We start from the raw sequence: 22,364 nt of genomic DNA on the forward strand, positions 1-22,364 counted from the left end.
TTATGAGCCTGATCGGCAAGTTCGCCACAGTCGGCACAGCCACGCTCGGCAGCCGCATCTTCGGCTTCCTGCGCGAAACCCTGATGGCCGCCGCCGTCGGCACCGGCCCGGTGGCGGATGCCTTCAATGCTGCTTTCCGTTTCCCCAATACCTTCCGGCGGCTGTTTGCTGAAGGCGCTTTCAACTCGGCCTTCGTTCCGCTATTCGCCAAGGAAATCGAGGCGAACGGCATGGAAGGCGCGAGGCGCTTTTCCGAGGAAGTCTTCGGCGTCCTGTTCACCGTGCTTCTGGCCCTGACGATCCTGATGGAACTGTCGATGCCGTTCATCGTGCGCACGGTGATCGCGCCGGGCTTTCTGGAAGACCCGGTGAAATTCGACAACACCGTCCATCTCGCCACCATCATGTTCCCCTATCTCGCCTGCATGTCTCTGGCGGCAATGATGGGCGGCATGTTGAACTCGCTGCATCGTTATTTCGCAGCCGCAATTGCTCCTGTTTTTCTCAACATCATCCTCATCGGCGTGCTCGCTTTGGCATGGTGGAAGAACTACGATCCGCTTCAGGTAGGTTATGCGCTCTCCTGGGGTGTGATGGCGGCGGGTCTGGTGCAGCTCGCCATTGTCTGGATCGCCGTGCGCAATGCCGGCATGCGGATCGGCTTTCGCAGGCCGCGGCTGACGAAGAATGTGCAGCGCCTCCTGGTTCTTGCGCTGCCGGCAGCGATTACCGGCGGCATCACCCAGATCAATCTGCTGATCAACACCAATATCGCCTCTGCCGGCGAGGGCGTGATCTCGTCGCTTGCCTATGCCGACCGAATCTACCAGCTGCCGCTCGGCGTCGTCGGCATCGCGGTGGCCACCGTGCTTCTGCCGGAATTGGCGCGGGCGTTGCGCGGCGGGCATATGGTGGAGGCCGGAAGCCTGCAGAACCGCTCGGTCGAATTCGTACTGTTCCTGACATTGCCGGCTGCCGCAGCACTTCTCGTCATGGCGGAGCCTATCGTTCGTTTTCTTTACGAGCGCGGCAATTTCTCGCCTTCAGCCACTGTCACCGTCGCGCAAATCCTTGGTATCTATGGTCTTGGTCTGCCGGCTTTTGTGCTGATCAAGGCCTTCATTCCGGGCTTCTTCGCCCGCGAGGATACGCGCACACCGATGATCTTCGCGGCGATTTCCGTTGTCGTGAATGTCTCGCTGGCACTGACGCTTTTCCCGCGTCTTGGCGGCCCGGGCATCGCCATTGCCGAAATCACCGCCGGCTGGGTGAATGCCGCCCTGCTGTTCGGCATGCTTTTGTGGCGCGGGCACTGGCATGTGGATATTCCGCTGCTCACCCGCATTCCGCGTTTGCTGCTGGCTGCGGCGTTGATGGCTGGTTTCGTGCACTACGCGTTGACCTGGCTGACTTTCGAACTGTCTTCCGCTTCGTCCATTTTCGTGCGGGCTGGCACCATCATGGCTCTCGTCTTTGCGGCCATGCTGGTTTATTTCGTGCTCGCTTTCGTTTCCGGCGGTGCCGATATCGGCATGGTCAAGCGAGCTATCCGCAAGCGCGGCAAAAAGAACGTCGAAACGGAGGCGGGCTGATGTCCTTTGCCGAGAACCGCCGCATCGCGCTCGTCACGCTTGTCGTGGACGATTACGATCGGGCGAAGGCATTTTATTGCGACATTCTCGGGTTCGAATGCCTGTCCGATCAGCCGCTTGGCGACGGCAAGCGGTGGCTGGTGGTGAAGCCGCAAGGAACCGATGGCGGGGGCCTGCTGCTTGCCGAGGCCGATGGCGAAGAGCAGCGCCTTGCGATCGGCAACCAGACCGGCGGCCGGGTCGGATTTTTCCTGCACACCGATAATTTCCAGCGCGATTACGAGACCATGCTCGCCCGCGGCGTGCGCTTTCTGGAAGAACCGCGCCACGAGGTTTATGGTTCCGTCGCGGTCTTTGCCGACCCTTACGGAAATCGCTGGGACCTCCTTCAGCCGCGCCTTGGATAGCCCTTGAAAGCGCTTGATTGCGAGGGGCTGCGGGTGCATAAGCGCGCGTGCAATTCCAACCATGGGGCGGGGCCCTCCACAAGCCTTTTCGAGGACGACAATGAACGCATTCAAGCCGCTGGTTTTCTCGGGCGTCCAGCCGACCGGCAATCTGCATCTCGGTAATTATCTCGGCGCCATCCGCAAATTCGTGGCGCTGCAGGAAGATAACGACTGCATCTATTGCGTCGTCGATATGCATGCCATCACCGCCCAGCTCGTTCATGCGGACCTGAAGGCGCAGACCCGCTCGATTGCGGCCGCCTTCATCGCCTCGGGCATCGACCCTGTAAAACATATCGTCTTCAACCAGTCGGCCGTGCCGCAGCATGCGGAACTCGCATGGGTGTTCAACTGCGTGGCGCGCATCGGCTGGATGGAGCGCATGACGCAGTTCAAGGACAAGTCCGGCAAGAATGCCGAACAGGTGTCGCTGGGTCTGCTCGCCTATCCGAGCCTGATGGCTGCCGACATTCTCGTCTATCGCGCCACCCACGTTCCCGTTGGTGACGACCAGAAGCAGCATCTGGAACTTGCCCGCGATATTGCCCAGAAATTCAATATCGATTTCGGCGATCATATCCGCAAGGCGGGTCTCGGGCTCGATATCACCGTGGGCGATGAGCCGGTGCACGCCTATTTCCCGATGGTGGAGCCGCTGATCGGCGGTCCGGCACCGCGCGTGATGTCGCTCAAGGACGGCACCAAGAAAATGTCGAAGTCCGACCCTTCCGATCTTTCGCGCATCAACCTGATGGACGATGTCGATGCGATCTCGAAGAAGATCAAGAAGGCAAAGACCGATCCGGACGCGCTGCCGAGCGAAGTGGAAGGCCTGAAGGGCCGTCCCGAGGCCGAAAACCTCGTCGGCATCTATGCTGCTCTCTCCGACAGGACCAAGGCGGATGTTCTTTCCGAATTCGGCGGACAGCAGTTCTCGGCGTTCAAGCCGGCCCTCGTCGAGCTTGCGGTTAATGTTCTGGCCCCCGTCAACAACGAGATGCGCCGCCTTCTCGATGACCCGACCCATATCGACGCCATCCTCAAACAGGGCGGCGAGCGGGCACGCACCATCGCCGAAAAGACGATGAACGAGGTACGCGACATCATCGGCTTCCTGCGCTGACAGGTCGCTGCTGCGCGAATGCGGCGGGCGGTTTGCGCCTGCCGTGATTTGATATAATCTCCGCCCGAACCGTCGGGCGGTTTTACGGATCACGGCGGACCTAGGGAGTGCAGAATGGTTTCAAAACGGCTGTCGCGTCTGGAAGGGCATCGTCGCAAATTTCTCGCTGTTATCGATGACACACCGGAATGCGAAAGGGCCGTGCACTATGCCGGTCGTCGTGCCAAGAACTCCAATGGCGGGCTGGTGCTGCTTTACATGATCCCGGAAGGCGATTTCCAGCAATGGCTGGGTGTCGAGCAGATCATGCGGGCCGAAGCGCGTGAGGAGGCGGAAGCCACGCTCGCCAAGATCGCCCAGAAGGTGCGCGAGACCATCGGGATCGAGCCGGAAGCGGTGATCCGCGAAGGCAGCGCCACCGAGCAGATTCACGGGCTGATCGAGGAAGACCGCGATATAGCCATTCTGGTGCTCGCGGCTGGCTCGACGAAGGAAGGGCCGGGACCGCTTGTTTCCTCCATCGCCGGACGTGGGGCAGCCTTTCCCATTCCCGTCACCGTGTTGCCGGATACTTTGTCCGATGAGGAAATCGACGCTCTCTGCTGATCCGGGTCCCGGACAAGATTTAGGGGCTGACGATTTCTTGAATGTAATTATCATGTCAGGGCTTGAAGTGCAGCTTCGCCGGGCGTATTTTTTGGAAGAATTCTAAATTGCGGGGCGTGAACGGCGACCTCGAAGGAGACAGACGATGTTCATTCAGACGGAAGCCACGCCGAACCCGACGACGCTGAAGTTCCTGCCGGGCAAGGTGGTGCTGGAAAGCGGCACGGCAGAGTTTCTCAACCCGTCGCAGGCGCAGGCTTCGCCGCTGGCAGAGCGCCTCTTCACCATTCCGGGCGTGACCGGCGTTTATTTCGGTTTCGATTTCATCACCGTCACCAAGGACGGCGCGGAATGGCAGCATTTGAAGCCCGCCATTCTGGGCGCGATCATGGAACACTTCATGTCTGGCCGCCCGATCATGGGCACGGCTGTTGCGGCTGAAGTGTCGGATGAGGAAGGCGAATTCTTCGAAGAGGGTGACGAAACCATCGTCGCCACCATCAAGGAGTTGCTGGATACCCGCGTTCGCCCCGCCGTGGCGCAGGATGGCGGCGATATCACCTTCCGCGGTTTCCGCGACGGCACGGTGTTCCTGAACATGAAGGGCGCCTGCTCGGGTTGCCCGTCCTCCACCGCCACGCTGAAGCATGGCGTTCAGAATCTGCTTCGCCATTTCGTGCCGGAAGTGCGCGAAGTCGAAGCGGTATAAAAGCGCAAGCCAGGCCATCATGATTGTTCTCGCACTCGACACCTCAGGTGTGGATTGTTCCGCATGCGTTTATGACAGCGCCTCCGACAGGGTGCTCGGCGAGGTATGCGAAACGATCGGCAAGGGCCATGCCGAAAGGTTGATGGCGGTGATCGACGGTGCCCTGGAGCGGGCGCAACTGTCGCTCCAGAACATCGGGCGCATCGCCGTGACCATCGGGCCGGGGTCTTTCACCGGTATCCGCGTCGGGGTCGCCGCCGCGCGCGGCTTTGCCCTGTCGCTCGGCGTCGAGGCCGTGGGCGTCACCACGCTTGAAACGCTGGCGCTTCATCATCTGCTTGCAAATCCCGGCCGGTCCGTGGCCGTTGCGCTGGATGCCAAGCGCGGCGAAGCCTATCTCCAGACATTCGGTGCGGATGGATCGCCGCTGAGCGATGCTGCGCTTCTGCCCCTGGACGACGCCAAAACGGTTACCACCGGTTTTGATGGCGCCGTTATCGGTTCAGCCGCGCCGCTTTTGGCGGGGTTGGAGGCGGGTTCGGGACCGGATCACTTCCCGATTGCCTCGGTCGCGCGTGCTGCTGCGCGCAAGCCAGCTGGCCAGCCGAAACCCGCGCCGCTTTATCTGCGCGGGCCGGATGCCCGGCCGCAGACCGGTTTTGCGCTGGCACGTCAGGGCGTTGCCTGATAGGGCATTCGTCAACATGTGCGAATGATTCCTGTGATGCCCGATTCCTGTTATGTTTGACGACTATCTGACCTGGAAGCCCTATTTCGAGATCGTGCCGATGCAGCATGAGGATTGCGCCGCGGTGGCGGAGTTGCATGCGCTGCGCTTTCCGCGCCCGTGGAACGACGGGGAGTTTTCCGGGCTGCTGACGCAAGGGTCGGTTTTCGGTGCTGTCGCACGCCAGACCAACGCCTTTTTCAGCAAGCCGCTCGGTGGTTTCGTGCTGGCGCGGGAAGTGGCGGGTGAGGCGGAAATCCTGACCGTTGCCGTGGCGGACAAGTTCGCACGCGCCGGTCTCGGCTGGCGTCTGATGCAGTCGGCCATCCGCGAGGCGATGATGCGCGGCGCCGAAACCATGTTTCTTGAGGTGGATAATAATAATGCCTCTGCGCTGGGGCTTTACAGGAAGCTCGGCTTCAAAACCGTCGCGGAACGCAAGGCCTATTACACCGCAAAGGATGGAACGAAGTCGACGGCGCTTGTCATGCGCCGCGATCTTCGCTAGTTCCCTGCGACAGGCATTTTTCGGCGAAAGCCGCAAACCGGAATTCTCAAAAGGCCAGAAGACGTGACAGACCTTTCGAAAACGCTGGAGGAGCTTTGCGCCGAACGCGGCATGCGGATGACGGATCAACGCCGTGTCATCGCCCGCGTCCTTCAGGAGTCAGCCGACCATCCCGATGTCGAGGAGCTTTACCGCCGCTCCTCCGCCGTGGATCCGCGCATCTCGATTTCCACCGTCTACAGAACGGTGAAGCTGTTCGAGGATGCCGGCATCATCGAGCGTCACGATTTTCGCGACGGCCGTTCGCGCTATGAGACCGTGCCCGAGGAACATCACGATCACCTGATCGACTTGAAGAACGGCGTGGTCATCGAATTTCATTCCGCCGAGATCGAGGCACTTCAGGAAAAGATCGCCAGGGAACACGGCTTCAAGCTCGTGGATCACCGGCTGGAACTTTACGGCGTGCCGTTGAAGCCCGGCGAACACTGAGACGCCGGTGAGCAGACGGGCGTTCCAATCATGATGTGGCTCCGGACAGCCTATATCGCGGTCGTTCTTCTGATCGTCACGCTCATATTGCTGCCGCTGCAACTGTTGGGCCTTGCCTTCGACTGGCGGCTTCGCCGCCGCATTCCGCGCCTCTGGCATCGCATCGCCTGCCATGTTCTCGGCATCCGCGTGCATGTGCATGGCGATGTGGAGCGGGCGAAACCGCTGATGCTTGCGGTCAATCACGCCTCGTGGAAGGACATCCTCGTTCTCGGCAGCATTGCCGACGTCGTGTTCATCGCCAAGACGGAAGTGCGGGACTGGCCGGTGTTCGGCTGGCTTGCCCGCTTGCAGAAAAGCATCTTTGTTCAGCGTGAGCAGAAACGCAGCACCGGCGCGCAGGTGAGCGAGATCGCCAGCCGCATGGCCGATGGCGAGATCGTCGTTCTGTTTCCCGAAGGCACCACCTCGGACGGCAACCGCATGCTTGCCGTCAAATCCTCGCTGTTCGGTGCGGCCTCCACCGCCGCTGAACAGGTGCCGGGCAAGCTGGTTTATGTGCAGCCGGTCGCCATCGCCTATACCAGGGTGCAGGGCATGGCCATGGGGCGCTACCATCGCGTCATCGCCGCCTGGCCGGGCAGCATCACGCTCGTGCCGCATCTTCTCGGCATCATCAGGGCCGGCGCCATCGATGTCGACGTGACATTCGGTGACAGCGTTCCGTTTCACAGCACGGATAACCGCAAGCGCCTGGCGACCGATATCGCCGCCTCCATCCGCTCCATGCTGGCCTTCAGCCTGCGCGGCGGCTGGCGGAATTAGCGAGATCGTAGCTTTTCCGGCATTTTTCTGTTTAATCTGGCCGTGAAAAACACTAGATAGCCGCCATGACCCAGGAAACGCTTGGCCTCGACGCCCCACCCATGATTGCCCGCGAGGGTTCGAACAGCAGAAAGGTCTTCATCAAGACCTACGGCTGTCAGATGAACGTCTACGATTCCGTCCGTATGAGCGATGCGCTGGCGAAGGACGGCTATGTTCAGACGGAGGATATGGGCGAGGCGGATCTGGTTCTGCTGAACACCTGTCATATCCGCGAAAAGGCGGCTGAAAAGGTCTACTCGGCGCTCGGCCGCCTGCGCGACATGAAAAAATCGCGCGAAGAGCAGGGTCGCGAATTCATGATCGGCGTTGCCGGCTGCGTTGCGCAGGCGGAAGGCGAGGAAATCCTTCGCCGTGCGCCCGCCGTCGATGTCGTCATTGGCCCGCAGACCTACCATCGCCTGCCGGACGCCCTGAAGCGGGTGCGCGGCGGCGAGCGTGTCATCGAGACCGAATATGCGGTTGAGGATAAGTTCGAGCACCTGCCTGTCGCCGAAAAGGCGACGCTGCGCACGCGCGGCGTAACGGCGTTTCTGACGGTGCAGGAAGGTTGCGACAAGTTCTGTACCTTCTGTGTCGTGCCCTATACGCGCGGTTCGGAAGTCTCCCGCCCCGTGCGCCAGATCGTCGATGAGGCGATGAAGCTCGTCGATGCCGGCGTGCGCGAGATCACGCTGCTCGGCCAAAACGTCAATGCCTGGCAGGGCGAAGGCCCGAAGGGTGAGAAATGGGGCCTTGCCGAGCTGCTTTACCGGCTGGCGGAAATTCCCGGCCTTGCACGGCTTCGCTACACCACCAGCCATCCGCGCGACATGGACGAGCGCCTGATCGGCGCGCATCGCGATTTGCGCATCCTGATGCCCTATCTGCATCTGCCGGTGCAATCGGGTTCGGACCGCATTCTGAAAGCGATGAACCGTCGCCATACGGGTGAGGAATATATCCAGCTTATCGAAAAAATCCGCGCCGCCCGCCCTGATATTGCCATGTCGGGAGACTTTATTGTCGGTTTCCCCGGTGAGACGGATCGCGATTTCGAAGATACGATGGCGATGGTCGAGACGGTGAAATATGCGCAGGCCTTCTCGTTCAAATATTCCACCCGCCCCGGCACGCCGGGAGCCGATCTCATCGATCAGGTTGCGGAAGAGGTGAAGGCTGAGCGACTGGAAAGATTGCAGGCCCTGTTGCTGCGGCAGCAGAAGGAATTTGCGGAATCGCTGGTCGGAAAAACCATGGATGTGCTGCTGGAAAAGCCCGGCCGCATGCCTGAGCAGTTGATAGGTCGCTCTCCATGGCTGCAATCCGTGAATCTTGATGCAAAGACGTTGAAAATCGGTGACATTGTTAATGTACGAATCACCGCAACGGGTCCAAACAGCTTGTTTGCCGAGGTGGCAGGGAGTTAGAGTGAGGAGCCGACACTGATTGGGACAGGAGTCTGACCGCTTGAACGCACACGAATTGGTATCAAATTCATCGCGCCAGCCACGCCAAGCCGCGACCGACGCCAATCACTTCGTCCTCACGTTCGAGAATAACAGGATAGCGGGAGAGCTATTCGGTCAGTTCGATCAGAACCTGAAGCTTCTGGAACAGCGCCTCAATATCGACGCTCGCCCGCGCGGTAATTCCGTTGCCATCACCGGCGATGTCGTTGCCACCAATCAGGCTCGTCGGGCGCTGGATTTCCTTTATGAACGGCTGCTCAAAGGCGGAACCGCCGAGGTTTCCGATGTCGAAGGCGCGATCCGCATGGCCATGGCCGCGGACGACCAGCTGACCTTGCCGACGATGGAACGCAAGGCGAAGATTTCCATGGCACAGATTTCCACCCGCAAGAAGACCATCGCTGCCCGCACGCCGACACAGGATGTCTACATGCGGGCACTGGAGCAGTCCGAACTGGTTTTCGGCGTCGGCCCCGCCGGCACCGGCAAGACCTATCTTGCCGTGGCGCATGCGGCGCAGCTTCTGGAGCGCGGCGCGGTTGACCGCATCATCCTGTCGCGCCCCGCCGTCGAAGCGGGTGAGCGCCTGGGCTTCCTGCCGGGCGACATGAAGGAAAAGGTCGATCCTTATCTGCGTCCGCTTTACGACGCGCTTTATGACATGATGCCGGGCGACAAGGTGGAGCGCGCCATTCAGGCGGGCGTCATCGAAATCGCGCCGCTGGCCTTCATGCGCGGTCGTACCCTTGCCAACGCCGCCGTCATTCTGGACGAAGCCCAGAACACCACGACCATGCAGATGAAGATGTTCCTCACCCGCCTTGGTGAGAACGGCCGCATGATCGTGACCGGTGACCCAAGCCAGGTGGATTTGCCGCGCGGCGTGAAATCCGGTCTTGTCGAGGCCCTGCAAATCCTCAGCGATGTCGAAGGCGTGTCCGTCGTGCGCTTCAAGGATGTCGATGTCGTTCGTCATCCGATGGTGGCGCGTATCGTCCGGGCTTACGAATCCCACACGGCCGTGCCGGATGAAAGCCTCGTAAAGGGCAGCTGACGCAAAGCAATGACAGCTCTGGATATTCAAATCAGCGTCGAGGCCGAAGGCTGGTCCTCGGAAGATGACTTGGCTGCCTTCGCCACCAGGGTGCTGGATGCGGCGGTCGATTTCCTGAAGCGGGAAGAGGACCAACCCTTCCCGAAAATGCCGGTGGAACTGTCGCTGGTCTTCACCGACGACGAAAATATTCGCGAAATCAACGCTGAGTGGCGCGACAAGGACAAGGCAACCAATGTCCTGTCTTTCCCGGCTTTTCCGCTGGAGCCGGGCGGAATGCCGGGCCCCATGCTGGGCGATATCGTCATCGCGCGCGAGACGGTTGAACGCGAGGCCCTTGAACTTGAGAAGAGTTTCGGGGATCATCTGACCCATCTGCTCGTTCATGGGTTCCTGCATTTGTTCGGTTACGACCACATGGACGAGGAAGAAGCGGAAGAAATGGAGTCGCTTGAGACTCGCATTTTGGCGGTGCTTGGCCTATCTGATCCATACGCGGGTCAGGAACCGCTTTAAATATTGTCTGGAGCCATGAACGAACATTCTGCACGACCTGCCAATGAGGGCAGAGAAAACGGCGAGCAGTCCTCTTCGGAGGAGGGCAGTAGTCACTTACGTCACGACTACAACGCCAAGCCGAAATCGACCATCTGGTCACGCATCGCACGGTTGCTGAAACCATCTCAGGGCGAGCGCCTGCGCGAGGATTTGACCGACGCGCTGATGGACGACACCGAAATCGGTGCGGCCTTTTCGCCCGAAGAACGGGCGATGCTCAACAATATCCTGCGTTTCCGCGAGATTCGGGTCGAAGATATCATGATCCCGCGTGTGGACATCGACGGTCTCGATGAGAATATGACGATCGGCGATGCGCTGATCCTCTTTGAGGAAACCGGGCGTTCGCGCATGCCGGTCTATGACGAGACGCTGGATAATCCGAAGGGCATGATCCACATTCGCGATCTGCTGGCCTATGTCGCCAAGCAAGCCCGCAACAAACGCCGGGCCGGTTCGCGAAGCGTCGCTTACGGTGAGGTGAAGGCGCCGCGTTCACCGCGGCCGAATTTCGACCTGGCACGTGTCGATCTCGAGCAGACGGTAGCTGCTGCCGGGTTGGTGCGCAAAATTCTTTTCGCACCGCCCTCCATGCTGGCCTCTGACCTTTTGAAGACGATGCAGGCCCAGAGAACCCAGCTTGCGTTGGTGATCGATGAGTATGGCGGCACCGACGGTCTCGTCAGCCATGAGGATATCGTCGAGATGGTCGTGGGTGACATCGATGACGAGCACGACAAGGACGAGGCGATGTTTTCGCGTCTTTCCGCCGATGTGCTTGTCGCGGATGCTCGCGCAGAACTCACCGAACTTGCCGAGGCGATCGGGCCGGAATTCGATGTGCGTGAACATCTGGAGGAAATCGATACGCTCGGCGGTCTCATCTTCTTCGCGCTCGGCCGCATTCCGGCCAAGGGCGAGGTGGTCAGGGCCGTGCCAGGTTTCGAGTTCCAGATCCTCGATGCGGATAGCAGGCGCATCAAGGGCGTTCGTATCGTCCGCGATCACGGCTCCGAAGGTGAGGATGATCGCGCTCCGGGCGAAGCGGGCGCCAATGAGGTGATTGCGCTGCCTGCTCCGGATGTTCGCCTTATCACGCACCAGCAGAACGCCGATTAAGGAAGGTCGACGGGTTTTTCCCCGTCGCTTCCACCTTTCGACATATCAATGCGACAGGTATGAATGCCCGTGTTCGGCGTCGAAAAGAACAAGTGGCGCTTCGGTCGCCACGCCTCCTGTGGACTACGAATCTTTTTTCCTTTACGTCGGGTCTGAGGGGAAATTCCGTGGCGCGGCCTTGTCGGCGGCGGGCTTTTCCGGACGCGCATAAACGGAGATGGCATGGAGCGTCTTGCAGGCAGGGTAATGCTGGCCGGCGGCATGAGCCGCGCAGTTATGGCGATTGCTGCAGGTGCGGTCGGGGCGCTCGCTTTGCCTCCATTCGGCTTTTTTGCAGCGCTGTTTTTGTCTTTCACTCTGCTTGTCTGGCTCGTGGATGGCTGCACTGGAAAACCGGGCGGCGGCCTCTTCAGCCGCATCCTGCCGGCCTTCGGCATCGGCTGGTGTTTCGGGCTTGGTTACTTCGTCGCTGGCCTGTGGTGGCTCGGCAATGCTCTCCTGCTGGAGGCCGATGAATTCGCCTGGGCGCTGCCGCTCGCCATCCTTGGTCTTCCCGCTTTTCTGGCGTTGTTTTACGGTTTTGCGGTTGCCGCAGCCAATCTCCTCTGGTCGGAGGGCCTCGGCCGTATCGCTGCACTTGCTGCCGCGTTCGGCTTTTCGGAATGGCTGCGCAGCTTCCTGGCCACCGGCTTTCCCTGGAACGCCATCGGTTACGGCATCATGCCCATCCCGATCATGATGCAGTCGGCACATCTGCTTGGTCTTTTCAGTGTGACGACGCTTGCGGTTTTCATCTTCGCCTCGCCGGCGCTGATAGGCACGAAAAAAGGAATGTGGTCGGGTCTCGCCGTGGCGGGGCTGCTACTGGCCGGCCATTTCGGTTATGGCTTCTACCGTCTCCAGACGCCGGCGGAGGTGCCCGCAGATGCGCTGACCGTTCGGATCGTGCAGCCTTCCATCGATCAGTCACGCAAGATGCTGAACGCGGACAGGGCGGAGATTTTTGGCGAGCACCTGCGGCTCTCGGCTCTGCCGCCCGGCGAAGGGAAAAAGCGCCCTGATATCATCGTCTGGCCGGAAACCTCGGTGCCGTTCATTCTGACGCAAAACCCGGATGCTCTGGCGGAAATCGCCAAAACGCTGGAAGATGGGCAGGTGCTGTTCACCGGCGCCGTCAGAATGGAAGATCAGGGGGCAGGCCGCCCGCCGCGTTATTACAATTCGGTCTATGCGATCGACAGCCAGGGCGAGATCATCGGCGCGACCGACAAGGTGCATCTCACTCCTTTTGGCGAATATGTCCCCTTTGAAGGCATCCTGCGGGAATTCGGCATCGACAATGTCATCGCCCTGCCGGGAGGTTTTTCCGCCGCTTCCTCGCGCACGCCGCTCACGCTTCCTTCGGGCAAGACCTTCTATCCTCTCATCTGTTACGAGATCATTTTCCCGGGTGAGATGACGCCGGGGTTGGCAGGCTCGGCCGCCATCCTGAATGTGACCAATGATGGCTGGTTCGGCGATACGCCCGGCCCCTATCAGCATTTTCTGCAGGCGAGGGTCCGGGCCGTTGAGACGGGCGTGCCGGTGATTCGCGGTGCCAATACCGGAATTTCCGCCGTCATAGACCCCTATGGCCGCATTATTGCGGGGCTCGATTACGGCCGGGTGGGAATTGTTGACGCCACTTTGAGTGGTGGGTCAAACGACGCATTTACTTACGACATACATCGGACGTATTTCTGGTTGATTTTTTCTATCTTGATGATCGTTGCGGTATTTCCCGCCTTGAGTTTCGCTCGGCGCCAGAATTGACCGGGAACCCCTGTAATTGCATAGTGAATACGTCAGTCGTAAAACAAGTTTAGACGCTGTCGAATTGCCGACTCATTTCTTCGAATAGTAATGAAGCGAGATATCAACCCTTTCCGAGTGTCAGGACCGCATGATGACCGAGAATAAGAAAAAGCCTAACCCCATCGACATTCATGTCGGAAGCCGAATTCGCCTTCGCAGAACCATGCTCGGAATGAGCCAGGAGAAGCTGGGTGAAAGTCTCGGAATTACCTTTCAGCAAATCCAGAAGTATGAAAAAGGCACGAACCGCGTTGGCGCCAGCCGCCTCCAGAATATTTCCGCGATCCTTAATGTGCCCGTTTCCTTTTTTTTCGAAGATGCACCCGGCGATCAGGCTGGCGGCACACCCGGCATGGCGGAGGCGTCGAGCTCCAACTATGTGGTCGACTTTCTGTCCTCGGCTGAAGGTCTGCAGCTGAACCGCGCCTTCGTGAAGATCGCCGACCCGAAGGTTCGCCGCCGTCTCGTCGATCTCGTCAAGGCGCTCGCCGCCGAAGGTGACGCCGAGTAAGCGCAGCCCGCGCGACGCAGAAAATTTCCGGCACGGGATGCCGGGCACTCAACGGTCCGCAAGGACCGTTTTTTTGTGCCCGATTGGAAAGGAATTCTCACATAAAGATATATTTATGTGGTTGTGTCCTTGTTTTTCACGGCCGAAATGACTAACAAACTCCAAGACCGTTCTTTGAGGGGAATCCCGCATGCGTGCCAATTATCTGTTCACCAGCGAGTCCGTGGCCGAGGGTCATCCGGACAAGGTTTGTGATCGTATTTCCGATGAAATTGTGGATCTCATCTATCGTGAAGCGTCCAAGACGGGCGTTGACCCGTGGACCGTGCGCATTGCCTGCGAAACGCTTGCGACGACCAACCGCGTCGTTATCGCCGGTGAGGTTCGGGTTCCCGATACGCTTCTGAAGAAGGACAAGGACGGCAAGGTCCTCAAGGACGCCGCTGGCCACCCGGTTATCAACCCCTCGAAGTTCAAGTCTGCCGCCCGCAAGGCGATCCGCGACATCGGCTACGAGCAGGATGGTTTCCATTGGAAGACCGCCAAGATCGACGTTCTCCTGCATCCGCAGTCTGCTGATATCGCGCAGGGCGTGGACAACGCCTCCGACAAGCAGGGCGACGAGGGCGCCGGCGACCAGGGCATCATGTTCGGTTACGCCTGCAAGGAAACGCCGGACCTCATGCCGGCTCCGATCTATTATTCCCATCGTATCCTGCAGCTGCTCGCCACCGCCCGTAAAAGCGGCGAAGGCGAAGCGGCCAAGCTCGGCCCCGACGCCAAGAGCCAGGTCACGGTTCGTTACGTCGACGGCAAGGCGGCGGAAGCCGTATCCATCGTTCTGTCCACGCAGCATCTCGATGCAAGCTGGGATTCGAAGAAGGTTCGCGCCGTTGTCGAACCCTATATCCGCGAAGCTCTGGGCGACCTGAAGATCGCTGACGATTGCCAGTGGTACATCAACCCGACCGGCAAGTTCGTCATCGGCGGTCCCGATGGTGACGCCGGCCTGACGGGTCGCAAGATCATCGTCGACACCTATGGCGGCGCCGCGCCCCATGGCGGCGGTGCATTCTCCGGCAAGGACACGACCAAGGTCGACCGTTCCGCCGCCTATGCCGCCCGTTATCTCGCCAAGAACGTCGTGGCTGCCGGTCTTGCCGAGCGCTGCACGATCCAGATTTCCTACGCAATCGGCATCGCCCAGCCGCTGTCGATCTATGTCGATCTGCATGGCACCGGCAAGGTCAGCGAAGATCAGGTCGAGGCCGCGATCCGCAAGGTCATGGACCTGTCGCCGTCGGGCATCCGCCGTCATCTCGATCTCAACAAGCCGATCTACGCCAAGACGTCTTCCTACGGCCATTTCGGCCGCAAGGCCGGCCGTGACGGCTCCTTCTCCTGGGAGAAGCTCGATCTGGTGAAGCCGCTCAAGGAAGCTTTGAGCGCTTGAAGCATTTCCGGTAAAATCGCGTAGCGGTTTTACGTCCGGAAAATGCGTCAACCAGATATCGCGCTTGTTATTTGACGGCGATTGAGAGATACCGTCACCAATTTTGTAACCCGCACAGTGCCTCATGTGGCGCTGTGCGGGTTAAGTCTATTTGTTCTTGAGAGTATGAGATGACGGAAGAACGGCGTTCGCGCGCGACGGAAGCGTTTTTTGGCAGACGCAAGGGCAAGCCCCTGCGCAATCAGCAGGTCGATACAATCGAGAACCTGTTGCCTTTGCTGAAAATCGATCTGGAAAGCGCCCCGCCGCAAAATCTCGCCGCTCTTTTTCCCGCGGATGTGCGGTCGATCCGTCTGGAGATAGGCTTTGGCGGCGGCGAGCATCTCGCCCACCGCGCGGTTGAAAACCCGGAGACGGGTTTCATCGGCGTGGAGCCCTTCGTCAATTCCATGGCCAAGCTGCTCGCCGCCGTGCGTGAACGCGAGCTGATGAATATCCGCCTTTACGACGATGATGCGACGCAATTGCTGGACTGGCTGCCCGAGGGATCGATCGATCATATCGACCTTCTCTATCCTGACCCGTGGCCGAAGAAGAAGCACTGGAAGCGTCGTTTCGTTTCAGACGTCAACCTCGCCCGTTTCCATCGTGTGCTGAAACCCGGCGGAAAGTTCTGCTTCGCTTCCGATATCGATACCTACGTGAACTGGACGCTGCAGCATTGCGCCCGCCATGGCGGCTTCGAATGGACGGCGACGAGTGCTGATGACTGGCGCACGCCCTACGCCAACTGGCCGGGAACGCGTTATGAGAACAAGGCGAAAAGAGAAGGCCGCAGCTCGGCCTATCTCACCTTCATTCGTCGTTGAGCGGCTGATCCCTCAGAGTGCCGCATCCACTTCCGCGGCAAGCGGAATGGAAGGCTGGGCGCCGGCGCGGGTGCAGGCAAGTGAGCCTGCGACGGCGGCTCGCTTCAGCGCCCTTTCGAAATCCATACCCTGATCGAGGCTCGCGGCGAGATAACCGCAGAAGGTGTCGCCCGCACCGACCGTATCGACCGGTTCGATCTTGAGGCCGGAAGCCCGGAAAACCTTGCCGTTGCGCATGGCGATCACGCCATCGGCACCGAGCGTCACGATCAATGTCTGGCCGGTCCTGTCATGCAGGGCTTTCAGTTCGGTTTCCCGCTCAGAACCGGAAAGGCCGTTCTTTCCGATCAGCAATTCGAACTCGGTTTCATTGGCGATGACGATATCGGCAAGGCCCGCAAGCCGCGGCCCATCGGCGGTCAGTGGCGCAGTATTGATGACGGTGGTGACGCGCTTTGCCTTCGCAGCCGTCAGCGCCGCTTCGATAGCGGGCGCGGGTATCTCGAACTGCAGCATCAAAATATCGCCCGCCGACATTTCCGCCAGGGCTTTCGCGGCGTCGGATGCGGAGACTTCACCATTGGCGGCGGGAATGACCGAGATCATGTTTTCCCCGCCTTCGCCGATAAGGATCACTGCCGTACCGGTAGGGCCGGGCGTGGTCTTCACGAGTGAGAGATCGGTGCCGGCGTCGCGCAGCAATGTCAGCGCCGGCGCGGCAAAGGTGTCATCGCCCGCAGCCCCTGCCATCTTGACCGAGGCGCCCGCACGCCGTGCGGCCAGCGCCTGGTTGGCTCCCTTGCCGCCAGCGGCCGTGGAGAAGGTCTCGCCCGTCACGGTTTCACCCGGCTTGGGCAGGCGTTTGGCGGTGGCGACGAGGTCCATGTTGATGGAGCCGAAAACAGTAATCATGGAGGGCGTATCCGTATAGAATTCAAGCAAGGCGGCGACTTTGCCCGAGCGGATCACTCGTCGTCAACCACCCGCAACTTTGCCGTTCCCGCCCTGTTCTCGGCAAAGCGTCGAGCCTGCTCTATTTCCCCATGCGACGTCTCTTTTTCCGTCGGTGAAAAATCGAGACCTTCGATTTTCTGGCCGCGCGCCAGCACCTTGTCGGAGGAGATCAGCATCATGTCGATATCCTTTTGCGCCAATCCAAAATGGGCCTGCAGCTTGCGCGTCCGGTCGTCCAGCCGCCGCACATCGTCCATCAGCAATGCCACTTCACCCTGAATGAGATGCGCCTGCTCGCGCATGCGCTGATCCTTGAGCACGGACTGGATGACCTGTACCGACAGCATCAGAAGTGACGGCGAAACGATGACGACGCGGGCGCGGTGAGCGCGCTGCACCAGATATTCGAAGTGCTGGTGAATATCGGCGAAGATCGATTCGGACGGCACGAAAATGAAGGCCGTATCCTGGGTTTCGCCGCGAATGAGATACTTCTCGGCGACATCGCGAATATGCACCTCCATATCGCGGCGGAACTGCTGCACGGCGGCGCGTTTGGTTTCGGGCGTCTCGTCCGCCTTGATGGCGTTCCATGCCTCCAGCGGAAACTTGGCGTCGATGACGAGCGGCGGAGCATTGTTGGGCATCTTGATGGTGCAGTCAGGCCGATAACCGTTCGAAAGCGTCGGCTGCAACTGGAAGGCCCCGGCCGGAAGCGCATCGGCAATCAGCGTCTCCATGCGGGCCTGTCCAAAGGCGCCGCGCGTCTGCTTGTTGGAAAGGATGGCCTGCAACCCGACGACGTCCTTGGCCAGATCCTGAATATTGCCCTGCGCGGCATCGATGACCGCGAGGCGCTCCTGCAGGCGGCTCAGATTCTCATGCGTCGACCGGGTCTGCTCCGTCAGTGTTTCGCCAAGGCGTTGCGACATGCCGTCGAGGCGCTGGTTCAGCGTCTGGCTCATCTCGGTCTGGCGGGTGCCGAGCGTTTCCGCCATGGCGGCGATGCGGCCATGCAGTTCGGACTGTGTTTTGAGGAGGTCGGAGATTTCGCCGTCGGCTCCTGCTTTTTTCGCACGGCTCGCCGTCACCAGCCAGGTCGTGACCAGACCGAAAACCAGAGCCGCGAGCAGCGCGCCGAAGCTGATGTCGACGGAACCGGCCCGTAACGCGGGATCGAGGAGAACGGAGAAATCTATGCTCATGATTAAATCTAGCAGGTTTCTTGTGATTCGGAAGATCAAAACAAGAACATTCCTGCGGCGGAAATGAGTCGGGCGGGACGGATGCCGGAGGCTGATTGAACCTCGTGTTTTTTATTTCCTCCGCGCAAGAGATACGTTATGGGAAGCCATGACCATCAAACCGCTTATCATTTTGCCCGATCCCGTGCTGCGCCAGCAATCGAAGCCCATCGAAAAGGTGGATGCCGAGGTGCTGCGTCTTGCCGACGACATGCTGGAAACCATGTATGATGCGCCGGGTATCGGCCTCGCCGCCATTCAGATCGGCGTGGCGCGCCGCATGCTGGTGATCGACGTTGCGCGTGAAGGCGAGGAAAAGACCCCGATCGTCTTCATCAATCCGGAAATCCTCAAGGTGTCGGACGATGTCTCGACCTATGAAGAAGGCTGCCTCTCCATCCCCGATTATTACGCCGAGGTTGAGCGTCCCGCGTCGCTCACGGTGCAATATGTCGGCCGTGACGGCAAGCAGCAGACGGTCGAGGCGGACGGCCTGCTCGCCACCTGCCTGCAGCACGAGATCGATCACCTGAACGGCGTTCTCTTCATCGACCATATTTCGCGGCTGAAGCGCGACATGGTCATCAAGAAATTCACGAAAGCGGCCCGCGCAAAGATCTGATCCGTCCTCTGCGGACCGGAATGGACGACAGGGCAGGGGGCGACGATGGCTCTTCGCATCATTTTTATGGGTACGCCGGATTTTTCCGTTCCCACCCTGCGTGCACTGGTGGAGGCCGGCCACGAGATCGTTGCCGTCTACACCCAACCGCCGCGTCCCGGCGGCCGTCGTGGCCTCGATCTGCAGAAGTCCCCGGTGCATCAGGCCGCCGAACTGTTGGGCCTGCCGGTGCTGACGCCGGTGAACTTCAAGGCAGAGCAAGACCGACAGCAGTTCCGGGATTTCAATGCCGATGTTGCGGTCGTCGTTGCTTACGGGCTGCTGTTGCCGGGAGCGATCCTCAGCGGCACGCGCCTTGGCTGTTATAACGGCCACGCCTCGCTGCTGCCGCGCTGGCGCGGCGCTGCCCCCATCCAGCGGGCGATCATGGCCGGCGATGCCGAGACCGGCATGATGGTCATGAAAATGGAAAAGGGGCTCGATACCGGCCCCGTCGCGCTGACCGCCAAGGTCACGATCGATGAGAACATGACCGCCGGAGAATTGCATGACAGCCTGATGCTGGCCGGCGCGCGGCTGATGCGGCAGGCTATGGACAAGCTGGAAACCGGTGACCTGCCGCTTGTCACGCAGGCGGAAGAAGGCGTGCTCTATGCCGCGAAGATCGACAAGGGCGAGACCCGCATCGATTTTTCGAGGCCGGCGCAGGACGTGCATAACCACATTCGCGGCCTGTCGCCGTTTCCCGGCGCATGGCTGGAAATGGACATCGGCGGCAAGGCGGAGCGCGTGAAAGTTCTGGCCTCCGAACTGGCAAGCGGTATGGGAGAAGCGGGCGCGGCGCTGGATGACGCCCTTACTATTGCCTGCGGCAGCGGCGCCGTGAGGCTCACCCGTCTGCAGAAGGCGGGCGGCAAGCCGATGTCGGCGGCCGATTTCGTGCGCGGCACACCGGTTCCGACCACAACGAGGCTCGGCTGATGCCACGTTTCCGCATGACCGTCGAATATGACGGCACGCCTTATTATGGCTGGCAGAGACAGGATAACGGCCCCTCGGTTCAGGGTGCGCTGGAGGCTGCGGTTCGCTCGTTGACGGGAGAGAGCGTCTCCATTCGCGGCGCCGGCCGCACCGATTCCGGCGTGCATGCCGTCGGGCAGGTCGTCCACGTCGATCTTTCCCGAGACTGGGAGCCCTACAAGCTTCGCAATGCCCTCAATGCGCATCTCGCCATGGCGGGTGAAGCCGTGGCCGTCCTCGATGCCGCTTCCGTGACCGAGGATTTCGACGCCCGGTTTTCCGCCCTTCGTCGGCACTACCTTTACCGCATCATCTGCCGCAAGGCCCGGCTGGCGCTGGAGCACAAGCGGGCATGGTGGGTGTCGAAGGACATGGACCATGAGCGCATGCATGAAGCCGCCCAGATGCTTGTCGGCCGGCATGATTTCACGACCTTCCGCTCCGTGCATTGTCAGGCGAACAGCCCCGTGCGCACGCTCGACCGGCTGGATGTGACGCGCACCGGCGATCTCATCGAAATCCGGGCGACGGCGCAAAGCTTCCTGCATAACCAGATCCGCTCTTTCGCGGGCACGTTGAAACTGGCGGGCGAAGGCACGATGACGCCCGAGGATGTGCGCGCCGCACTGGAGGCGCGGGATCGCAAGGCCTGCGGCCCGGTCGCACCGCCGGACGGTCTCTATTTCATGCAGGTCGATTATCCCGACGTCATTCCGCCGCGTCGCAGGTACCCTGAAGCCGATATGGCTGAGGACGCGGACTGACCGCTAAAACCCACGCCGGCTCTCAGGCCGGATAAACGCCGAGAAAACGCTGCAGCGCTTCTGACAGAAGCATGCCGGGCACCAGCAGCGTCATGACGATGGCCGAGACGAGCAGTGACTGGTCGCGGATGAAGAACCGCACAATTCGCGAGAAGGCGAAGACCAGCGACAGAAGCAGCGCCAGCCAGAGAATGGCGATCAGCCCCTGCAAGGGCGGCAGGAAGAATGCGATCAGGATCAGAACCGCATAGGCGTAGGAAAAGGGCAGCGACAGCCAGTTCATGGTGGTGACGAGCGGCGCGAATTTTTCCCGTGCGCCGAAGGCAAACAGCAGCATGCCGATCAACAGTAGCGGCACGATCCAGCAGATCGCCTCGACCATTGCCAGACGAAAGAAGAAGATAAAGCCCGTTCCGGTGCCGGGCGGATAGCTGGCGAGGAAGGCGGCGCGCAGCCACAGCCAGGAAACCAGCATGGCGGGCAGGCACCAGAGGGCGGAATAGAAGGACCGCCACATGCCGCGCTCTGAAAGGTCCAGATAACGAGCGCCATTATGGTCGCCGAGCAGCAGAAGCCACAGGCCCGTCAGATAGAGCCTTATTTCACTCGCCGTCGGCATGGGCGAACCAGCGTTCGATAAAGGTCTCGTAAATGCGCGTCAGCGTCTCGAGATCGGCAACCGCCACACGCTCATCGACCATATGCATGGTCTGCCCGACGAGGCCGAATTCCACCACCGGGCAATAATCCTTGATGAAACGCGCATCCGAGGTGCCGCCGGTGGTCGAAAGCTTCGGTTCCTTGCCCGTTACGGCTTCCACCGCGCCGGAAAGCGACGAGATGAGGGCATTGTTCCGGGTAAGAAAGACATGGGCCGGGCGGTCCGCCCAGACGATGTCGTACTTCACCGGTGCACGGTCGGGGCGAAGCTCGCCTTCTGCTGCGGCGGCATCGAGGCGGCGGACGATTTCCGCGCGCAGGCTCTCCGCAGTCCACGTATCGTTGAAACGGATGTTGAAGGAGGCCGTTGCCCGCGCCGGGATCACATTGGTGGCGGCATTGCCGGTATCGACAGTCGTTACTTCCAGATTGGAGGGCTGGAAATTGTCGGTGCCATGATCGAAGGGCGGATGCATCAGCGCATGGGTCAGTTGCAGCAGACCGCGAATGGGGTTGTCGGCGAGATGCGGATAGGCGGCATGGCCCTGCACGCCATGAACCGTGATGCGGCCGGAAAGCGATCCCCGGCGGCCGATCTTGATCATGTCGCCAAGCTGGTCGGGATTGGTCGGCTCGCCCACCACGCAGGCATCCCATGTCTCGCCCTTGGCGGCCGCCCATTCCAGCAGCTTGGAGGTGCCGTTGATCGACGGGCCTTCCTCATCGCCTGTAATCAGGAAGGAAACGGAGCCCTTCGGTTCGCCATGTTTTTCGATATGGCGGGCAATGGCGGCAACGAAACAGGCGATGCCACCCTTCATGTCCACTGCACCGCGACCGAACATTTCGCCGCCGGCGATTTCAGCCGCAAAGGGCGGATGGCTCCATGCGGCCTCATCGCCCACCGGAACGACATCCGTATGGCCGGCAAACATCAGATGCGGACCTTCGGTGCCGAGCCGGGCGTAAAGGTTCTCCACGTCAGGCGTTCCCGCCTCGCTCGCCACCATCCTGTCCACCTGGAAACCAAGCGGTGAAAGCAGGGTGTCGAGCAGGGAAAGCGCGCCGCCTTCCGCAGGCGTCACCGAAGGGCAACGGATGAGAGCGGCGAGATTGGCAACGGGATCGGTCGTGGTCATG

Annotated in this window: 24 protein-coding genes; 20 read left to right on the forward strand and 4 right to left on the reverse strand. The window is 60.4% G+C overall.

The features are described 5' to 3' along the window. Positions 1 to 2 precede the first annotated feature (2 nt). The 17 genes from murJ (at position 3) to trmB (ending at position 15,960) form a co-directional block, all read left to right on the forward strand. Positions 3 to 1,592 (forward strand): murein biosynthesis integral membrane protein MurJ, encoded by a 1,590-nt coding sequence (gene murJ / locus ACQZ40_RS01500; RefSeq protein ID WP_448747263.1) that lies wholly within the window; start codon positions 3 to 5, stop codon positions 1,590 to 1,592. Continuing rightward, on the forward strand, positions 1,592 to 1,999 hold the full coding sequence (locus ACQZ40_RS01505; RefSeq protein WP_078051335.1) for a VOC family protein: 408 nt from the start codon (positions 1,592 to 1,594) through the stop codon (positions 1,997 to 1,999). The genes murJ and ACQZ40_RS01505 overlap by 1 nt, the downstream gene beginning before the upstream one ends. A gap of 100 nt (positions 2,000 to 2,099) precedes the next feature. Beyond that, a complete protein-coding gene (gene trpS / locus ACQZ40_RS01510) occupies positions 2,100 to 3,164 on the forward strand; it encodes a tryptophan--tRNA ligase (protein WP_174038758.1) in 1,065 nt (354 codons plus the stop codon). Positions 3,165 to 3,278: 114 nt separating this feature from the next. Continuing rightward, positions 3,279 to 3,770: a universal stress protein gene (locus ACQZ40_RS01515; RefSeq protein WP_003503758.1), complete on the forward strand. Its 492-nt coding sequence runs from the start codon at positions 3,279 to 3,281 to the stop codon at positions 3,768 to 3,770. Positions 3,771 to 3,915: 145 nt separating this feature from the next. After that, the gene (locus ACQZ40_RS01520; RefSeq protein ID WP_271044854.1) at positions 3,916 to 4,479 is read left to right on the forward strand and encodes a NifU family protein; all 564 of its coding nucleotides are present in this window, start codon (positions 3,916 to 3,918) and stop codon (positions 4,477 to 4,479) included. A gap of 19 nt (positions 4,480 to 4,498) precedes the next feature. After that, a complete protein-coding gene (gene tsaB, locus ACQZ40_RS01525) occupies positions 4,499 to 5,167 on the forward strand; it encodes a tRNA (adenosine(37)-N6)-threonylcarbamoyltransferase complex dimerization subunit type 1 TsaB (protein ID WP_174038759.1) in 669 nt (222 codons plus the stop codon). Positions 5,168 to 5,219: 52 nt separating this feature from the next. Continuing rightward, positions 5,220 to 5,714 carry a GNAT family N-acetyltransferase gene (locus ACQZ40_RS01530; protein WP_020812438.1) on the forward strand — a complete coding sequence of 165 codons (495 nt, stop codon included), beginning with the start codon at positions 5,220 to 5,222 and terminating at the stop codon, positions 5,712 to 5,714. A gap of 63 nt (positions 5,715 to 5,777) precedes the next feature. Beyond that, the gene (locus ACQZ40_RS01535; RefSeq protein WP_003503749.1) at positions 5,778 to 6,206 is read left to right on the forward strand and encodes a Fur family transcriptional regulator; all 429 of its coding nucleotides are present in this window, start codon (positions 5,778 to 5,780) and stop codon (positions 6,204 to 6,206) included. A gap of 30 nt (positions 6,207 to 6,236) precedes the next feature. Continuing rightward, positions 6,237 to 7,031, forward strand: a complete 795-nt coding sequence (gene olsA, locus ACQZ40_RS01540) for a lyso-ornithine lipid O-acyltransferase (RefSeq protein WP_125145228.1) — start codon at positions 6,237 to 6,239, stop codon at positions 7,029 to 7,031. Positions 7,032 to 7,096: 65 nt separating this feature from the next. Further along, complete coding sequence (gene miaB, locus ACQZ40_RS01545) at positions 7,097 to 8,500, forward strand: tRNA (N6-isopentenyl adenosine(37)-C2)-methylthiotransferase MiaB (protein WP_271044855.1); 1,404 nt, start codon at positions 7,097 to 7,099, stop codon at positions 8,498 to 8,500. A 40-nt stretch (positions 8,501 to 8,540) separates the two neighbouring features. Further along, on the forward strand, positions 8,541 to 9,596 hold the full coding sequence (locus tag ACQZ40_RS01550; protein WP_080855862.1) for a PhoH family protein: 1,056 nt from the start codon (positions 8,541 to 8,543) through the stop codon (positions 9,594 to 9,596). 9 nt (positions 9,597 to 9,605) lie between these two features. Continuing rightward, positions 9,606 to 10,112, forward strand: coding sequence for an rRNA maturation RNase YbeY (gene ybeY / locus ACQZ40_RS01555; RefSeq protein ID WP_220318471.1), 507 nt, complete (start codon positions 9,606 to 9,608; stop codon positions 10,110 to 10,112). Positions 10,113 to 10,127: 15 nt separating this feature from the next. Beyond that, complete coding sequence (locus tag ACQZ40_RS01560) at positions 10,128 to 11,273, forward strand: hemolysin family protein (RefSeq protein WP_078051329.1); 1,146 nt, start codon at positions 10,128 to 10,130, stop codon at positions 11,271 to 11,273. A gap of 222 nt (positions 11,274 to 11,495) precedes the next feature. Beyond that, entirely contained in the window at positions 11,496 to 13,085 is a 1,590-nt protein-coding gene (gene lnt / locus ACQZ40_RS01565; protein ID WP_448747264.1) for an apolipoprotein N-acyltransferase, read from the forward strand. Positions 13,086 to 13,218: 133 nt separating this feature from the next. Further along, positions 13,219 to 13,638, forward strand: a complete 420-nt coding sequence (locus ACQZ40_RS01570; RefSeq protein WP_003520055.1) for a helix-turn-helix domain-containing protein — start codon at positions 13,219 to 13,221, stop codon at positions 13,636 to 13,638. 190 nt (positions 13,639 to 13,828) lie between these two features. Next, entirely contained in the window at positions 13,829 to 15,091 is a 1,263-nt protein-coding gene (metK, locus tag ACQZ40_RS01575; protein WP_003520054.1) for a methionine adenosyltransferase, read from the forward strand. 170 nt (positions 15,092 to 15,261) lie between these two features. After that, a complete protein-coding gene (gene trmB, locus ACQZ40_RS01580; RefSeq protein WP_078051327.1) occupies positions 15,262 to 15,960 on the forward strand; it encodes a tRNA (guanosine(46)-N7)-methyltransferase TrmB in 699 nt (232 codons plus the stop codon). A 12-nt stretch (positions 15,961 to 15,972) separates the two neighbouring features. Here the strand turns inward: trmB and ACQZ40_RS01585 are convergent, their stop codons facing one another. Together ACQZ40_RS01585 and ACQZ40_RS01590 are read right to left on the reverse strand one after the other, a co-directional pair. Next, positions 15,973 to 16,872, reverse strand: a complete 900-nt coding sequence (locus tag ACQZ40_RS01585) for a ribokinase (protein WP_448747265.1) — start codon at positions 16,870 to 16,872, stop codon at positions 15,973 to 15,975. A gap of 53 nt (positions 16,873 to 16,925) precedes the next feature. After that, positions 16,926 to 18,119 (reverse strand): DNA recombination protein RmuC, encoded by a 1,194-nt coding sequence (locus tag ACQZ40_RS01590; RefSeq protein ID WP_031234343.1) that lies wholly within the window; start codon positions 18,117 to 18,119, stop codon positions 16,926 to 16,928. Positions 18,120 to 18,267: 148 nt separating this feature from the next. Here ACQZ40_RS01590 and def point away from each other — a divergent pair, with 148 nt between their 5' ends. Genes def through truA form a run of 3 tightly spaced genes read left to right on the forward strand, consistent with a single transcriptional unit; the run spans position 18,268 to position 20,564 of the window. Next, a complete protein-coding gene (gene def, locus ACQZ40_RS01595; protein WP_003503724.1) occupies positions 18,268 to 18,780 on the forward strand; it encodes a peptide deformylase in 513 nt (170 codons plus the stop codon). 45 nt (positions 18,781 to 18,825) lie between these two features. Further along, the gene (gene fmt / locus ACQZ40_RS01600; RefSeq protein WP_448747266.1) at positions 18,826 to 19,761 is read left to right on the forward strand and encodes a methionyl-tRNA formyltransferase; all 936 of its coding nucleotides are present in this window, start codon (positions 18,826 to 18,828) and stop codon (positions 19,759 to 19,761) included. Continuing rightward, positions 19,761 to 20,564, forward strand: coding sequence for a tRNA pseudouridine(38-40) synthase TruA (gene truA / locus ACQZ40_RS01605; protein WP_127756778.1), 804 nt, complete (start codon positions 19,761 to 19,763; stop codon positions 20,562 to 20,564). Before fmt ends, truA begins: the two co-directional genes overlap by 1 nt. A gap of 22 nt (positions 20,565 to 20,586) precedes the next feature. Here the strand turns inward: truA and ACQZ40_RS01610 are convergent, their stop codons facing one another. Both ACQZ40_RS01610 and dapE read right to left on the reverse strand, forming a co-directional pair. Continuing rightward, complete coding sequence (locus ACQZ40_RS01610) at positions 20,587 to 21,183, reverse strand: hypothetical protein (RefSeq protein ID WP_003520047.1); 597 nt, start codon at positions 21,181 to 21,183, stop codon at positions 20,587 to 20,589. Then, positions 21,167 to 22,363: a succinyl-diaminopimelate desuccinylase gene (gene dapE, locus ACQZ40_RS01615; protein WP_448747267.1), complete on the reverse strand. Its 1,197-nt coding sequence runs from the start codon at positions 22,361 to 22,363 to the stop codon at positions 21,167 to 21,169. The genes ACQZ40_RS01610 and dapE overlap by 17 nt, the downstream gene beginning before the upstream one ends. Between the last annotated feature and the right edge of the window lies 1 nt (position 22,364).

It is taken from the genome of Agrobacterium sp. 16-172Ci (genome assembly GCF_053522725.1).

Bases quoted from the DNA above. Each gene is read 5' to 3' on its own strand.
- ACQZ40_RS01570 (WP_003520055.1), top strand. From the start codon at position 13,219: ATGACCGAGAATAAGAAAAAGCCTAACCCCATCGACATTCATGTCGGA.
- miaB (WP_271044855.1), top strand. From the start codon at position 7,097: ATGACCCAGGAAACGCTTGGCCTCGACGCCCCACCCATGATTGCCCGC.
- ybeY (WP_220318471.1), top strand. From the start codon at position 9,606: ATGACAGCTCTGGATATTCAAATCAGCGTCGAGGCCGAAGGCTGGTCC.
- tsaB (WP_174038759.1), top strand. From the start codon at position 4,499: ATGATTGTTCTCGCACTCGACACCTCAGGTGTGGATTGTTCCGCATGC.
- ACQZ40_RS01560 (WP_078051329.1), top strand. From the start codon at position 10,128: ATGAACGAACATTCTGCACGACCTGCCAATGAGGGCAGAGAAAACGGC.
- metK (WP_003520054.1), top strand. From the start codon at position 13,829: ATGCGTGCCAATTATCTGTTCACCAGCGAGTCCGTGGCCGAGGGTCAT.
- truA (WP_127756778.1), top strand. From the start codon at position 19,761: ATGCCACGTTTCCGCATGACCGTCGAATATGACGGCACGCCTTATTAT.
- ACQZ40_RS01520 (WP_271044854.1), top strand. From the start codon at position 3,916: ATGTTCATTCAGACGGAAGCCACGCCGAACCCGACGACGCTGAAGTTC.
- ACQZ40_RS01585 (WP_448747265.1), bottom strand. From the start codon at position 16,872: ATGATTACTGTTTTCGGCTCCATCAACATGGACCTCGTCGCCACCGCC.
- ACQZ40_RS01505 (WP_078051335.1), top strand. From the start codon at position 1,592: ATGTCCTTTGCCGAGAACCGCCGCATCGCGCTCGTCACGCTTGTCGTG.
- ACQZ40_RS01530 (WP_020812438.1), top strand. From the start codon at position 5,220: ATGTTTGACGACTATCTGACCTGGAAGCCCTATTTCGAGATCGTGCCG.
- dapE (WP_448747267.1), bottom strand. From the start codon at position 22,363: ATGACCACGACCGATCCCGTTGCCAATCTCGCCGCTCTCATCCGTTGC.
- trpS (WP_174038758.1), top strand. From the start codon at position 2,100: ATGAACGCATTCAAGCCGCTGGTTTTCTCGGGCGTCCAGCCGACCGGC.
- ACQZ40_RS01590 (WP_031234343.1), bottom strand. From the start codon at position 18,119: ATGAGCATAGATTTCTCCGTTCTCCTCGATCCCGCGTTACGGGCCGGT.
- ACQZ40_RS01610 (WP_003520047.1), bottom strand. From the start codon at position 21,183: ATGCCGACGGCGAGTGAAATAAGGCTCTATCTGACGGGCCTGTGGCTT.
- ACQZ40_RS01515 (WP_003503758.1), top strand. From the start codon at position 3,279: ATGGTTTCAAAACGGCTGTCGCGTCTGGAAGGGCATCGTCGCAAATTT.
- olsA (WP_125145228.1), top strand. From the start codon at position 6,237: ATGATGTGGCTCCGGACAGCCTATATCGCGGTCGTTCTTCTGATCGTC.
- fmt (WP_448747266.1), top strand. From the start codon at position 18,826: ATGGCTCTTCGCATCATTTTTATGGGTACGCCGGATTTTTCCGTTCCC.
- lnt (WP_448747264.1), top strand. From the start codon at position 11,496: ATGGAGCGTCTTGCAGGCAGGGTAATGCTGGCCGGCGGCATGAGCCGC.
- murJ (WP_448747263.1), top strand. From the start codon at position 3: ATGAGCCTGATCGGCAAGTTCGCCACAGTCGGCACAGCCACGCTCGGC.
- def (WP_003503724.1), top strand. From the start codon at position 18,268: ATGACCATCAAACCGCTTATCATTTTGCCCGATCCCGTGCTGCGCCAG.
- trmB (WP_078051327.1), top strand. From the start codon at position 15,262: ATGACGGAAGAACGGCGTTCGCGCGCGACGGAAGCGTTTTTTGGCAGA.